This is a genomic window from Leuconostoc falkenbergense (genome assembly GCF_045801155.1).
Taxonomy (GTDB): domain Bacteria; phylum Bacillota; class Bacilli; order Lactobacillales; family Lactobacillaceae; genus Leuconostoc; species Leuconostoc falkenbergense.
In genome coordinates this window covers 335,508-349,169 of record NZ_CP174386.1, presented here as the reverse complement: position 1 = coordinate 349,169, position 13,662 = coordinate 335,508, and the positions used below count along the sequence as shown (strand labels likewise).

Genomic DNA, 13,662 nt, shown 5'->3' with positions numbered 1-13,662 from the left:
TGAAAATGTCAACAGTATTACATTTATAAAACAAACATTCCTTTTTGGCATATTACGTTTTGAGCAAGGTTATTTTTCTCATATAACTGTTTTTTAGCCATAATAAAAGCGAACACCCTATTAGCGTTCGCTTTTTGTAAATCCTACTTTCTTTTGATAAGAAAATATTAAGAGAGTCAACAAAATTGCTATCGGCATCAAAGTTGAAGAAACAGTGTTCCAATTATATATCACCCAACGACTTATCGTGGCATAATCACTAGTTTTATGATTGGGTCTCCGTTATTCAACTACTCCTATTCTTATTTACGTATTTTGTCTAATATCGTATTAAAACTAAAATATGCAACGTCTTTAGGATAAAACAATTTATTGATGATCATAAAGCTCAAAATGACTACGATTTCGGCAATGATTGCAATAATAACACCATTGATGATATGCTCTCCTGAATATCTTGTCACAGCTAATACTGCTCGTATACTGAAAATCCGGACCGCTTTATTTCTAGGGCATAATCCGAGATAATCAAGTATAGGAGTTTTTTTATATTATGAAAGCTAAGCGATACTCAACAGAATTTAAGTCATCAATTGTCACCTTGTATAACGAGGGACGTTCTGCTAATTCTCTAGCCAATGAATACCATTTGGCTGTACAAACCGTCACGGGTTGGGTGAAGAAAGCCCAAATCATTGGGACGGACGTTACCGGTAAGCCAGTGACTCGCGCCCAATTTAATGCAATGCAGAAAGAAGTCGCAAGACTCAAAGAAGAAAACGAAATTTTAAAAATTGCGGCCGTTTTGCTGGGCGAACATCGCAAGTAACACGTAAGACCCATTTTCCTATTGTCCAATCATTGCTAAAACAGCATTTTAAACTCATGATGGTGCTTCGCCTACTCAAAATACCCAAAAGCACCTACTTTGATTGGGTTCACTATACTGAGAGCCAACGACAACGAGAAGACACGATCTTAAAAGCTTTGTTGCGTGAAATTTGGCAAAATAACTATAAAGCTTATGGCGCGCCACGTCTGCGATTAGCATTAGCTGATCTGAATTTGCATCATGGAACCAACCGAGTTCGTCGTTTAATGCGAGAAGCTGGCATATACTCTGTCATGAGTCGTCGATTTAACAAACCAACGACAACTGTTGATTATCGTCAACGTCCCAACTTAATCAGGCATTCACCCGAAGCCAACGCTTGGAGCATGGACATCACTTATTTAAAGTTGAGTAATGGTCAGTGGGTCTATTTAGCGTCAGTTTTAGAGTTACAAACGCGTAAGATATTAGCCCATCAAATCAGTGCCACGATGGATACCAAATTGGTAGTTACAACACTACAAAGATCGCTGTCAACTGATAAAAAACCAAATTATTTACATACTGATATGGGCAGTCAGTTCACTAGTTTTGGCTTTGAAAATTTGTTAAAGCGACATAAAATTGATCATTCGTATGCAAAACTAGGACATCCATATGATAATGCCAAAATTGAAAGTTTTCACTCCCTATTAAAGCGTGAAATGATTTATCAATTCCGGTTTCCATCGATTGCACATCTAATTTTAGATGTGTCCAAGTATATTCATTGGTTCAACAACGAAAGAATCAGTCTTGCCAATCCAAAAATAAAAGTTGCCTAATCAGTTCAGCCCTAGATAAAAAACATTCCGAATTATTGACTTATGAGCAGTTAATGGGGACTCAAATGATTTAGAGTTTACCATTACTTATACCAAGAATGATCCAACCGTTACAACAGAGAGTAAGACAGTTAACGAAACCGTTCATTATGTTTATCAGGATAGGACAAAGGCATCTGATGATTATAAAGCCAACCCAGTAACATTTACAAGAACAGTCTCAACTGATGCTGTCACTGGTGAAAAGACTTATGGTGACTGGTCTGCGGATCAAACATTTGATACAGTTAACAGTCCAACTATTAAAGGCTATACACCAGATAAACAACAAAATGATAAGCAGACAGTTAATGGGAACTCAAATGATTTAGAGTTTACCGTTACTTACACAAAGAATGACGTTCCTGTAACTCCTGTTGAACCAATAACTCCTGATAGCAAAACACCACAAGGTCCAACAGTCACTGTGACTTTTAATAAAACAGGCCAAAATCCTGTCTTAAATAAATAAACGGTTGGCAATTTGCCATATACGGGAACACAAATTGATGTCACAAAAAGTTTGAGCTTAAGTGCAATCATCCTTGGATTAACTGCTAGTTTCATACTATTCTTGAAACGTAAGTTTAAATAGTGACATGATTAATAGATTTAATGAATTATATTGAGTCAACATAATTATTATCAATAAAAGTAAAAAAGCAAATCTTCTTTTTATATAAGGTCTGCTTTTTCGTTAGATTATTAATGCAAAAAACTTTTAAGTAGTTTGCGCTTTTTCAAAGTCATGATATACTTGGCTTTATATACTGCAACTTAGTTATGCAATTTTAAAGAGGTATAAAATGACAGTTTATGGTTATGCACGGGTTTCAACAGCTGGACAATCTTTATATGAACAAAAAGAGACTTTGAAAAATGCCGGGGCTGAAATGATTTTCAGTGAAAAATATTCAGGTACAACTACATCACGACCACAGTTTAAAAAACTTGTCAATCTAATTGAACCTAATGACACATTGATCGTCACCAAGTTAGATCGCTTTGCTCGAAATACACGTGAAGCATTAAATTTAATTGATGATCTCCTGAAACAAAAAATTGTGATTAAAGTTCTAAACTTAGGAACAATTGACAATACCCCAATGGGTCGCATGATTGTAAGAACATTACTTTCGGTTGCGGAAATGGAACGTGACATGATTATCGAACGTACGCAGGCTGGTAAGATATTTGCAAGGCAACACAACCCCAACTATAAAGAAGGTAGACCCAAAAGAAAAAAAGATAGCCGAAATGTGGCTATCTTTGAATACTCTAACTCTCATACTGTGAAGAAAACTGCCGAAGCTTTTAATATTTCCCCGCGCACAGTTCAATACATTAAAAAGCTATTTAGGTAGATAACAAATACTACTGTTGATTTATATTAGAATTACTTATAAGGTAGATTGTAAAATTAATCCGAACGCTGTTCGGACAAAAAAGATCAGCTTTCTTTAAAATGGTGTTTACCACAAAACCATCTTTTAGGAGCTGATCTTTTGTCTAGTATAACCTATTCCGAACGAATTAAAATCGAAACCTTTTGTGAACTAGGGCTGTCCAATATCCAAATGGGCGTTCGGCTGAACCGATCACCGTCAACAATTTCTTATGAATTATCTCGATGTCAACCTTATCAGGCTGAATTAGCACAAACAGATGCCGAATACAAGCGATTACGATGTGGTCGGAAACTAAGCTGAGCGATGAGTTAGAGCAAAAAATTCTCAACCATTTACGTCTAAGCTGGTCACCAGGAATGATTGCTCACGAATTTAAACTAGCTACTAAATCTATTTATAATTGGCTAAATTAGGGGAGAATACGTTTCTCCTTGAATGATCTACCTGAACATGGCGTGCGCCAACGGCGTAACCTTGACCAACGTTCTAAATATAATTAATCATTAGGACGGTCAATTGGACAGCGACCCATCGTGGTTAATCGACGTAATCGCATCGGTGATTTTGAATTAGATACAATTGTTGGCCCCCGTGGGCATAGTAAGGCAGTTTTATTAACCTTAATCGATCGTAAATCACGTTTCATTTGGGCCTACCGATTAAAAAACCGGACAGCAGTAACTGTTAATGAAGCCCTAAATAAGTTTCTAGCACCTTTTAATGGCCCGGTGCATGGTTTTACGGTGGACCGTGGCACTGAGTTTAGCGGTCTAGTATCACTTGAAGCACAATATGGTATTAAGACCTATTACTGCCACGCTTATACGCCAGCTGAGCGCGGTAGTAATGAACGATTTAATCGGAACTTACGCTATTTTTATCCTAAGGGGAGTTATTTTGAGCACATTAGTGCTCAGGGCTTGAAAAGCACCTTACTCGAAGTTAATCAGAGACCACTTAAAATACTTGACTGGCAAACACCTTATCAGGTCATGCTGACCAATTTGTCAAAAAATTCGGATTAAATTTGCAATCTACCGTAATTATTTGTAACAAAAATCGTGAGTGGATTTTTAACAGGTCCCTGTGCAATCAATTGCTTACTAAACTGCATATTTTACAAGGACGTCTTCGATTGCGTCTCCGCCCTGCCATCCGTTGCAGGAAGGCCATGCGCAATGGCGTATTCCAGCATGACTTGGCCTTCCGGACCCGTTTCATCACCACCCTGACCACCTGAGAAAATCATCACGGCCCGATGATGCGTCTTGCGTTGTTGCTTCTGATAAAAGCGCAGTCCACTCATGATTCGTTGACCTAGCAATGGCGAGACACGGTCTCCATCTAACAAGCCAGCCCCAAGCACAATAATATAATCTTGTCGCAGACGGGGCCAATTGAATTGATAAATCGTCAGATAGTTATAAAACCAAAAACCAAGGTAAAAAATGACCAGATTCGGAAATACCGTCAAAAAATAACTCACGGGCTGCGGCACATGACTACTCAACAGATTGCCTAGAAATGGCAAAATCAGAATAGCCAGTCCCAAGTACAAGGTCAGCATATTCGCCAACGTATGACTGTCATGACGCCACATGATCCACGCATTCCATAAGAGCAAGAAAGCTTGTAAGGTAAAAATCAGCCCAATCAACAGGATCAGCAACACAAACAACGTCCCACTGATAATGATCAACCAGTGGATATTGCTACCTAAAATTGTAATCGCCAGCATGGTTAAAAACGAATAGAAAAATAGCGAAAACCAAATACCGTTACCTAGGCGAACCTTATCGCGATGATAACGCCAACCAAAAATGGTTCCAAATATGAGTGGTACTAACCAGCTCCAGTAAAACATTGCTGGAACTGGAACCCAAACCGCTGGGTCATTCACATCAATACCCCCGCATTAAGTTTTATTTCAGCTTCCATCATAAAGGACTCCCCGCGGGACTGCAATCAGGAGTCATTACTTCAACTGTTTTTGTTCATTATAGAAATTACGGTAAGCTAAATAGCACGCAATGATTGACCCCAAACTTGTCGCTGATAAGAGCATGAACGTGACCATAATTTGATACTTAATGGCCCGTACTGGATCGACCCCTGCAAAGATCAAACCGGACATCATCCCTGGCAGACTGACTAGACCCACAGTCTTTGCCGAATCAATGGTTGGTGACATCCCCGTACGAATCGCCTCCCGCACGATGGCAATCGAAGCATCAAGTAGACCAGCCCCTAACGCCAGCCGTTCAAGCACACCTTGCCGCTGGTCATGAAACTGACTATTGAGGCTGCGATAAGCCAGCCCAATTGCGACCATTGAATTCGACGCAATCATACCAGAAATGGGAATCATTTGCGATGGCACAAACTTAATCGCACCAGATAGCACGAGGACGCCGAGTGTTACCCCCGTACTAACAAAAATGGCTAATAACGAAATGGCTAATGCATGGTCAATCCCCGGCCCCCGTTTTTTCGCATTCCAAGCCGCATTGAAGATAATGAAGCCCATCATCGCCAGCGTTAGCCACAAATTGTTGAGTCGGAAAATATACTTTAGCAAGTAACCCACGATAAATAGTTGTACAACAGCCCGCACGACACCAATGACGATGTCCCTATCCAAGCCAAGTTTCTGCCACAAACTAATTCCTAACGCGACGAGCACTAACATTGCCGCCAAAAATAGCGACGTATTATTAACTGCTAAATTCATGCGTGTACCTCCAATCTGCCAGCAACCACTTTCGCTAATTGATCTGCCGCAGCAATCTCTGTCGCGTCATGAGTAATCATGATCGTTGTCACGTGATCCTGCTCATTTAACTGTCGTAACCAGGCGTGCACGATTTGCTTATTATTTTCATCCAAACCAGCTGTCACCTCATCTAATAACAACACTTTTGGTAAGAATAAGATGTTGCGAATCAGCGCGACCCGCTGCCGTTCACCACCGGAAAGCTCGATAATCGGCTGATGCAGGGTTCGTTCGGACAGCCCAACATTATTTAACGCCGTTACCACTCGTTGCGTATCCATGACTTGCTTACGAATTTGGTACGGGAAAGCTAAGTTATCTGCCACCGTCTCACCAAATAACGTCGGTTGTTGGAAACAATATGAGACTTGCCGCCGATACATGATTGGGTCATAACTTTCAATCGGCTGCCCATCAAAAATCAAGGTCCCACTTGTTTTAGAAATCATGGCCGCAATGATCCGTAATAACGTACTTTTCCCACCACCGGATGGTCCCGTCAATGTAATATGAGCCCCAGCTGGAATCTGCCAATCAACATCATGTAAAATATGTTGATCAGCGATTTGATAATTAACTTTTTCTAAACTAATCAATGAATTCATATGCCCACCCCCGATTACTAATTTATAATTATTATAACCTGACTGTTAGGCGACTTTCAAACAATCCTCCTCAGTTATCCTGCTCTTATACTAAAAAAATGGACTATTTTTATTCAGTCCGTAAAATGAAAGTATAGGCGTATTTTTATGTCAATTCGTTATTCACAAGATTCTAAAGATTCACTGGTTAAACTTCACCAAGAAGGCCGTTCACTTAAATCATTAGCAGAAGAATTTGGACCATCAAAAGATTCTATTGCTATTTGGGTTAAACAAGCTACCCCAATCATGATTAAGGGTCAGTCAAAGACTTTAAAAGACGTCAAGCAACTAGAGAAGCGCCTCGCTATTTTGGAGGAAGAAAACGAAATTTTATCACGCATAGCCTGTCAGGCATTGAGCGGCCATCTTACTAGCCAAAAAATAGTCCGTAATGTGGGATTGCCGCTCGTTAACCAATTTTTAGCATAAGGCTACGCGCTTGTGCGTATTTTAAGTGCACTTAAAATCAAACCTAGTACCTATTACAACTGGCGCCATTGGCAGCCCAGTCGACAAGAAAAGCGTAGAGAATCCCTGAAACCTTATATTTTAGACGTTTGGAAAACCTTTAAATTTTATGGTTATCGTCGTATTGCTGCTTATAGTCAACAAAACGACGGTCCGAAAGTATCTGAGTATATGACACTCAAATTGATGCGTGAATTAGGGATTAGATCACGCATGCAAAAACGTTATCGCAAGCCAAAAACTGTGGTGACGGTTGATCAAAAGCCCAATCTGATTAGACACTTGCATGATTTGAGTGGTGTTTGGCAAACAGATATCACTTATATTCAGTTGACTAATCACAGATGGGTCTATTTAGCGACCGTTTTGGATCCTGAGAAGAGAAAAGTATTGGGCTATAAAATTGGCGATACAATGACAGCCGAGCTAGCCACAAGTGCCTTACAGATGGCGTTAGATAAGCATCGAAAGCCACTCATTATTCATTCAGATATGGGGTCACAATACACGAGTGCTGAGTTTAATATTAAATGCCAAAATTATGGCTTGAAACATTCATATTCACTCAAAGGCCATCCGTACGATAATGGCCGTATGGAAGCGTTTCATTCAATATTGAAGCGTGAAGAGGTGTATCTGAAGGCATACCAAACATTAACTGAAGTCCAAGCAGCCATTGGTTGGTATATCAATTTTTAAAATCGAAATCGTATCTCAAATGTTGCCTAAGTAACTGAATAAAAATAGTCCAATTTATTGACTTCTGAGCATGCTGACAAATTTGTCCAAAAATTCGGATTAAATTTGCAATCTACCATAAAAGCTATTAATTTGTTGAAAAGAATCAGCCTTCAATAAAGTCAACAAAGCATTTCTGATTTAAACCATTTTAGGGTATCTGAGATACTTTACAAATATGTTTTACGTCGCATCCAAAACCAGCAAATTAGACTTAGTATAGCAGAGATAATCAATACGGCAAAAAAACCATAAGAAGACTTTTCAAACGGGACATGGACATTGATTCCCCAAAAGCCAAAAATAATTGCTGGAATAGTCAAAACAATTGATATCTCGGTTAGGGTTTTCATAATCATGTTTAGCTGATACGAAATCATATTGTTTATCATATTTTCCAAATTGTCCAAATATTGGCTGTAACCTAAAATGATTCTATCCATTGTATCACTTGTATCGTATAACTCATCAATTATTTTTTTAGTACTAAAATCAATATCATCAATAGTTGTGAAATTTGTTTTAATGAAATCAAGCGCTTTATGGTTAGCTTTATACGTTGATGACAAAGCTATCATGTATTTTTGAAGAGTCAATAAATCACCAAACGTTGGTCTGAGCGGACCGGACGTTGATATTTTTGAGTCTAAATCATCAATTTTTTCCTTGATTCCACGAAGGTCGTTAAGCATCACATAGAAATCTTTTTGCATGATCTTTAAAAGTACTTCCTCCGTGAAATCATTGACATCACGTAAAGCCATATTGGATAAGAGTTCGGAAATGGAATTTAATTTTTTGTTTGTAAAAATTATCAACTTATTTTTAAATACCAAGAAAACAACAGATGTCGTCAGATTATCTAGATGCCCACCTTCGTGTATCTTGGGAAACAAAAAACTTACGAGCAAACTTTTTTCATCGTTCCGATCTATCATCGTGTCATATGCAACTTGATCATCAAACGTTAGTATATTGCCTATTTTAAGGTCATATTTATGTTCAAAAGATTCGATATATTCTCGTTCGTCACCATAAACATAAACAACAGAAGAATTTTTGATATTTAATTCTGGCGAAACTAATAACGTATCTTTTGTTAAAGAATAAGTTTGCAGCATTGTAATCTTCCTGCCTTATATTTTTCTCAAAAATAAATGCGTAATTGTTGTGAAATAAATACGTTATCAGTTTTAAAAACATTTTGTCTTATGTATGATAACCTGCCAAAAATTTTATCTCACACATTATCTAGACAATCTTGTCTCCAGCTTCTAATGTATTATCTAATTTATAAATATGGTTAATTTTAATTAATACTACAGCTGCCCTCGGAAAGCGTTCAAATATTTTCGTTGTTGCCAAAATATTTCTTGCAAAATCGTCGCCTTCGTGAATTTCAGCGTTACCTTCAAAGCGAAAACCCTTCTCTTCTATTTTATCAACAACAGCGACCGCCACGTGACCATTCTGCTTTATATTTTCATACGCCTGTTTAAAAGTATGTTCATAATAAACAAGATTGTCATTCTCGAAAACATGTAAAGATCCTTTTGGCCCAATTTGTGGTAGGCCAAATTCACTAGCAGTCGACAAGAAAGGTAGTTGCTCCCCTATCATTTTTTTCATCTCTTCAGATAATTTAACCATGATTTGCTCCTATAATTGATACCTACAATGCTATTACCTAACAACGTCTCACATCATCAGTCCACCAACAAAATTGATTGTTATGGCAATTAATACCGTGCTAAATGAGAAAGAAATAAGTGCGTGTCCTAAAGCTACCCTACGAAAGTGCGTGGTTGAAAAACTATTATCTGACACTTGATATGTCATACCAATAGTATAAGACAAATATAGAAAATCCCAAAAATTGGGATTTTGGGTATCATTAAAAGATACTCCTGAGTTGTGCTGATAATACATCTCGGTATAATGAACACTATACAATAATTGAATTAAATTCCAAGTTATAAATATGCTTAGCATACAAAAAGCGATCTCAACACTATTCCCTTTACTCCTTGTTAACAAAAGAATCGCAGTGAATATACTCATCATGGCCGCTAGTATAATAAGTAAGTCTAGAGCAGGATATCTTATACCTTCTTGTGACACAACTTTTTTCGTACGTTCTCCATTTTTGAGGGGCAAGAAAGAGTAACAAACCAATCCAAATAACATCATCGCCGCACTATCCCATCCCGCTAATATTACAAATAATCCTGTTGCCATTGTGCTTATTAATAACGCTGCAAGCACTCCAATGATGATAGAAATAGTAAACAAATTACCATGCTGCTGCAACAGCATTTGAGATTTTATTATCCTCACCAAGCGATCTCCTTTTCTTGTAAATGTTCCTTCATTCTATGATTATCAACAAACAAGATAAGTCCTGGATATTATTTAACTTAACAACATTCTTGTCTACTCAGACATTTAATTAACGAGATCATTAGCTCATAGTCTTTCGAAATTTATCGACATGAAAGTTTTTGTCGAGTCTTATAAAATTTTGCGTAACAGAAGTTTATAATTAGCGAATTTGAAAAACTTTTCCATAAGAATCACTGTAAACTCACGTGCAACATTTATTTAACATTTGGTAAAACATGCTAATTCAATCGGAACCAATAAATTTGCAGAATGACTTGCAGTTTTTGAACTTCAAATATAGATGCCAAAACGGATAATTAATGCTGATAAATTTAACACCAAATAGTTGTAACCCCCACGTTAGGTAGAAAGTTAATGAAGATCTGTCCTGTTGCTTAATTTTAAAACCTTCTTAAATTGATATTTGTATAAGGTCTGTAGTTATAATCAGATTATCCAAAATTTGTTTAGCACTGCTGAGTAAAGCAAGATCACTGTAAACAGTATTCGTAAAAGTAAGGGATGGCGTACTCAAGTTATCTTACGCCACCGTTAACATTAATGGATTCACCTGTTATATAGCTTGCTTCATCTGAGGCAAGGAACACATATGCGCCCGCTAATTCTGCTGGCTCACCCGCTCGGCCTAGTAAAGTATTCTTGCCAAAGGATGGGATGTTCTCCTGAAGCTGTCCTCCAGCAATTTGCAAAGGTGTCCAAATTGGCCCTGGAGCTACGCTATTAACCCTGATGCCGCGAGAAGCCAATTGTTTCGATAAGCTGACTGTCATGTTTTTAATAGCCGCTTTCGTTCCTGCGTAATCAACCAAAAAGGGCGACGGTTGATCAGCCTGAATTGAGTTAGTGGTTATAATGCTACTATTAGGACCGAGGTGTGGCAAAGCCGCTTTAATAAGCCAAACCAGACTAAAGACATTCGTAGCATATGTATCTTGCATTTGTTGCGTTGATAAACTAGCAATATCTACCTCTGCTTGTTGTTTACCTGCTGCGAGCACCAAGATATTGGGGTCTCCGAAAAAAGAAACCGCTTCCTCTACTAAACGCTTACTAAATGCCTCATCTTTTAGATCACCGGGGACTAACTTTACTTCTCGCCCTAGAGATTGAATTACACCTTTGACTTCTTGCGCATCACTTTCCTCTTCAGGTAAATAATTAAGCACAACATCTGCACCTTCATGAGCGTAGGCAATGGCCACCGCACGGCCAATCCCTGAATCTCCACCAGTAATAATTGCCTTTTTATATTTTAACCGTTCATGTCCAATATAGCTTGTGGCACCATCGTCAGGAACAGGTGACATTAAGCTTTGCAGTCCCGGTTCCTCTTGACTTTGATTAGGGTAATTTGCGCTGCTCTGACTAAGATTCATCTTTTCTGACATCCACCTATTCTCCTATCTAAACTATGAAAACACAATTTGATGACACAATCGTGACCACTTAACGAACGAAGCCTGCAGTACAGCTACAGCGATTCATCAAATTATTTATTGTTATTATTCTAACATCATATATTAAAGGAGTCACAAATTTTGTTTCTGACTAGCTTAATGGAACGTTTCAGATGACAACTATGGTCTAAATGGTATATAATAAAGCGAAATTATAATGTATTACTATAGGTGAATTGAGAAAAAGACAGGAGATCTATATATGGCAACAATTAGTGATGTATTTCAAAAATACGATTTCAAAGATGACCGCCTCACATTATTAGCAGGACCTTGTGCTATAGAATCCTATGAAACATGCGCAGAAGTTGTAGAAACTTTAAAAAGCATAACCGATGAGTTGAAAATCAATTATGTCTTTAAATCGTCTTTTGATAAAGCTAATCGTACTTCTATCAATTCTAGTCGCGGTGCTGGCATGGAGGCTGGTCTAAAGGTTTTGTCTCAAATAAAAAATAATTATAACGTGCCAATTGTGACAGATGTCCATGAATCATATCAATGTGACCCTGTTGCTGAAGTGGCTGATGTGCTTCAAATTCCTGCTTACTTGAGCCGCCAGACAGATCTCTTGTTAGCTGCTGGTAAAACTGGTCGCGTCGTCAATATTAAAAAAGCTCAATTCATGGCGCCAGAAGATATCCAGAGTGCTGTTGATAAAGTTGCCCAAAGTAATCAGCACATTTTAGTTACAGAACGCGGCAGCATGTTCGGTTATCATCAGTTAGTTGTAGATATGACAAGTTTAATTCAGATGAGACAAACAACTTATCCAATCATCTTTGATGCAACCCATTCTGTTCAAATTCCAAGTGGTCACGGAAACCATTCTGGTGGTAATCGCGATTATGCTTTCCCCTTAATGCGTGCCGCATTGGCAATGGGAGTTGATGGTATTTTTGCGGAAGTTCACCCCAACCCTCCTAAAGCAATCTCCGATCAGGATAGTCAACTATACCTTTCAAAAATTCGCCCTATCCTTGAAAATGCTAACAAACTTTTTCACGAACATTTAGAAATGAAGAAGGTATATGCTCATGACGACTTACTTTAATGATGCTAAATTATCTTTTGACACGGAAATTAATGCCCTGGAATCCGTGCGTGACAATTTAGACGAAAATTTTGATCACGTCGTTGATGCTATTGCTCAAACGCAAGGACGCTTAATTTTTATTGCAATTGGAAAATCGGGCATCATTGCCGACAAAATTGCTGCATCCTTTTCATCCATTGGCGTACCAAGCTTTTTTATCGATGCTGGAACAGCCTATCACGGCGATCTCGGTCGTGTGTCACAAGATGATTTAGCTATATTTATCTCAAACAGTGGTGAGACGCAAGAAGTTTTGCAAACGCTTTTTGCTTTGCAAAACATTCACCACGACAAGTTGAAAACAGTCGCTCTAACGGGATCTGAGGATTCGTCGTTGGCTCAAAATACCAACTTATTGTTAAAAGTAGATGTTGCTGAAGAAGCTGATCTCACAAAACTGGCGCCGACTAGTTCAACCACTGCCACCCTTGTGATGGGTGATGCTTTGTTGATAGCGATTGAGAAAAAAACAGATTTCAAACGTGAGAAATTCGCTCTCTATCATCCTGGTGGCTCCATCGGGAAAATGCTACTAAGAAATGTCAAAAATTCTATGCACACAAAAGTTCCTTATGTTCAGGCTTCAACTCCAATCAATGAAGTGATTTACCGAATTAGTGATTTTGGCCTCGGTATGACACTTGTTAAAAATGATGCTGGCGTTGTAACAGGTATCGTTACCGATGGCGATTTGCGTAAAAAGTTTCTACGAGTTAATACAGTTAAAAGCTCCACTGCCAAAGATTACATGACTGAGGGCTTCATTAGTATTGAACAAAGCGCCCGTAATGGCGCAGCATGGAAGAAAATGGCTAATCATAATATTTCTAACTTAGTGGTTGTTGATGATGACAATAATGTTGTCGGTGTCATAACCATTCATGATGTTCTTGACTGAAGGTAATGGGTGATGTTTTGCGTAGTCACTAATGAAAAAAATATTTTATAAAAATAAGTCTTCCAGGAGCATCTATCG

The 13,662-nt window shown here is 38.2% G+C and carries 15 protein-coding genes and 3 pseudogenes; 9 read left to right on the top strand and 9 right to left on the bottom strand.

Features of this window, described 5'->3' with window-relative positions:
• Positions 1-302 precede the first annotated feature (302 nt).
• Entirely contained in the window at positions 303-464 is a 162-nt protein-coding gene (locus ACI3ES_RS01795) for a hypothetical protein (RefSeq protein ID WP_407632008.1), read from the bottom strand.
• 89 nt (positions 465-553) lie between these two features.
• Between ACI3ES_RS01795 and ACI3ES_RS01790 the strand changes: the two genes are divergently transcribed.
• The 3 genes and pseudogenes from ACI3ES_RS01790 to ACI3ES_RS01780 all read left to right on the top strand — a co-directional run.
• Complete coding sequence (locus tag ACI3ES_RS01790; protein ID WP_004906421.1) at positions 554-829, top strand: transposase; 276 nt, start codon at positions 554-556, stop codon at positions 827-829.
• Positions 829-1,656: pseudogene (locus ACI3ES_RS01785) on the top strand (IS3 family transposase); the annotation flags it as partial. The gene ACI3ES_RS01790 and the pseudogene ACI3ES_RS01785, both read left to right, overlap by 1 nt.
• Before the next feature lie 82 nt (positions 1,657-1,738).
• Positions 1,739-1,969: pseudogene (locus tag ACI3ES_RS01780) on the top strand (mucin-binding protein); the annotation flags it as partial.
• A gap of 71 nt (positions 1,970-2,040) precedes the next feature.
• On the opposite strand, the gene ACI3ES_RS01775 reads toward ACI3ES_RS01780, so the two are convergent.
• Complete coding sequence (locus ACI3ES_RS01775; protein WP_317211639.1) at positions 2,041-2,262, bottom strand: hypothetical protein; 222 nt, start codon at positions 2,260-2,262, stop codon at positions 2,041-2,043.
• Positions 2,263-2,501: 239 nt separating this feature from the next.
• Between ACI3ES_RS01775 and ACI3ES_RS01770 the strand changes: the two genes are divergently transcribed.
• Complete coding sequence (locus ACI3ES_RS01770; RefSeq protein ID WP_084012244.1) at positions 2,502-3,059, top strand: recombinase family protein; 558 nt, start codon at positions 2,502-2,504, stop codon at positions 3,057-3,059.
• 141 nt (positions 3,060-3,200) lie between these two features.
• Positions 3,201-4,129: pseudogene (locus ACI3ES_RS01765) on the top strand (IS30 family transposase).
• Between the two features lie 92 nt (positions 4,130-4,221).
• Here ACI3ES_RS01765 and ACI3ES_RS01760 read toward each other — a convergent pair.
• The 3 genes from ACI3ES_RS01760 to ACI3ES_RS01750 form a co-directional block, all read right to left on the bottom strand.
• Complete coding sequence (locus ACI3ES_RS01760; RefSeq protein WP_317211644.1) at positions 4,222-5,004, bottom strand: YdcF family protein; 783 nt, start codon at positions 5,002-5,004, stop codon at positions 4,222-4,224.
• A gap of 75 nt (positions 5,005-5,079) precedes the next feature.
• On the bottom strand, positions 5,080-5,835 hold the full coding sequence (locus tag ACI3ES_RS01755) for an ABC transporter permease (protein ID WP_142511388.1): 756 nt from the start codon (positions 5,833-5,835) through the stop codon (positions 5,080-5,082).
• Positions 5,832-6,482 (bottom strand): ATP-binding cassette domain-containing protein, encoded by a 651-nt coding sequence (locus tag ACI3ES_RS01750; protein ID WP_010383508.1) that lies wholly within the window; start codon positions 6,480-6,482, stop codon positions 5,832-5,834. The genes ACI3ES_RS01755 and ACI3ES_RS01750 overlap by 4 nt, the downstream gene beginning before the upstream one ends.
• 147 nt (positions 6,483-6,629) lie before the next feature.
• On the opposite strand from ACI3ES_RS01750, the gene ACI3ES_RS01745 reads away from it, so the two are divergent.
• Together ACI3ES_RS01745 and ACI3ES_RS01740 are read left to right on the top strand one after the other, a co-directional pair.
• Positions 6,630-6,953: a transposase gene (locus tag ACI3ES_RS01745; RefSeq protein ID WP_260603781.1), complete on the top strand. Its 324-nt coding sequence runs from the start codon at positions 6,630-6,632 to the stop codon at positions 6,951-6,953.
• Positions 6,954-6,965: 12 nt separating this feature from the next.
• The gene (locus ACI3ES_RS01740; RefSeq protein ID WP_142511386.1) at positions 6,966-7,691 is read left to right on the top strand and encodes an IS3 family transposase; all 726 of its coding nucleotides are present in this window, start codon (positions 6,966-6,968) and stop codon (positions 7,689-7,691) included.
• Between the two features lie 209 nt (positions 7,692-7,900).
• Here ACI3ES_RS01740 and ACI3ES_RS01735 read toward each other — a convergent pair whose 3' ends face one another.
• The 4 genes from ACI3ES_RS01735 to ACI3ES_RS01720 form a co-directional block, all read right to left on the bottom strand.
• A complete protein-coding gene (locus ACI3ES_RS01735; protein WP_142511385.1) occupies positions 7,901-8,851 on the bottom strand; it encodes a magnesium transporter CorA family protein in 951 nt (316 codons plus the stop codon).
• Between the two features lie 130 nt (positions 8,852-8,981).
• Entirely contained in the window at positions 8,982-9,380 is a 399-nt protein-coding gene (locus ACI3ES_RS01730; protein ID WP_084012242.1) for a pyridoxamine 5'-phosphate oxidase family protein, read from the bottom strand.
• Between the two features lie 48 nt (positions 9,381-9,428).
• Positions 9,429-10,067 (bottom strand): DUF1345 domain-containing protein, encoded by a 639-nt coding sequence (locus ACI3ES_RS01725; RefSeq protein ID WP_260353652.1) that lies wholly within the window; start codon positions 10,065-10,067, stop codon positions 9,429-9,431.
• Between the two features lie 581 nt (positions 10,068-10,648).
• On the bottom strand, positions 10,649-11,521 hold the full coding sequence (locus tag ACI3ES_RS01720; RefSeq protein WP_260353651.1) for an SDR family oxidoreductase: 873 nt from the start codon (positions 11,519-11,521) through the stop codon (positions 10,649-10,651).
• A gap of 271 nt (positions 11,522-11,792) precedes the next feature.
• On the opposite strand from ACI3ES_RS01720, the gene kdsA reads away from it, so the two are divergent.
• The gene (gene kdsA / locus ACI3ES_RS01715; protein WP_133424707.1) at positions 11,793-12,644 is read left to right on the top strand and encodes a 3-deoxy-8-phosphooctulonate synthase; all 852 of its coding nucleotides are present in this window, start codon (positions 11,793-11,795) and stop codon (positions 12,642-12,644) included.
• Complete coding sequence (locus ACI3ES_RS01710; RefSeq protein WP_139968214.1) at positions 12,628-13,584, top strand: SIS domain-containing protein; 957 nt, start codon at positions 12,628-12,630, stop codon at positions 13,582-13,584. Before kdsA ends, ACI3ES_RS01710 begins: the two co-directional genes overlap by 17 nt.
• Positions 13,585-13,662: the final 78 nt, after the last annotated feature.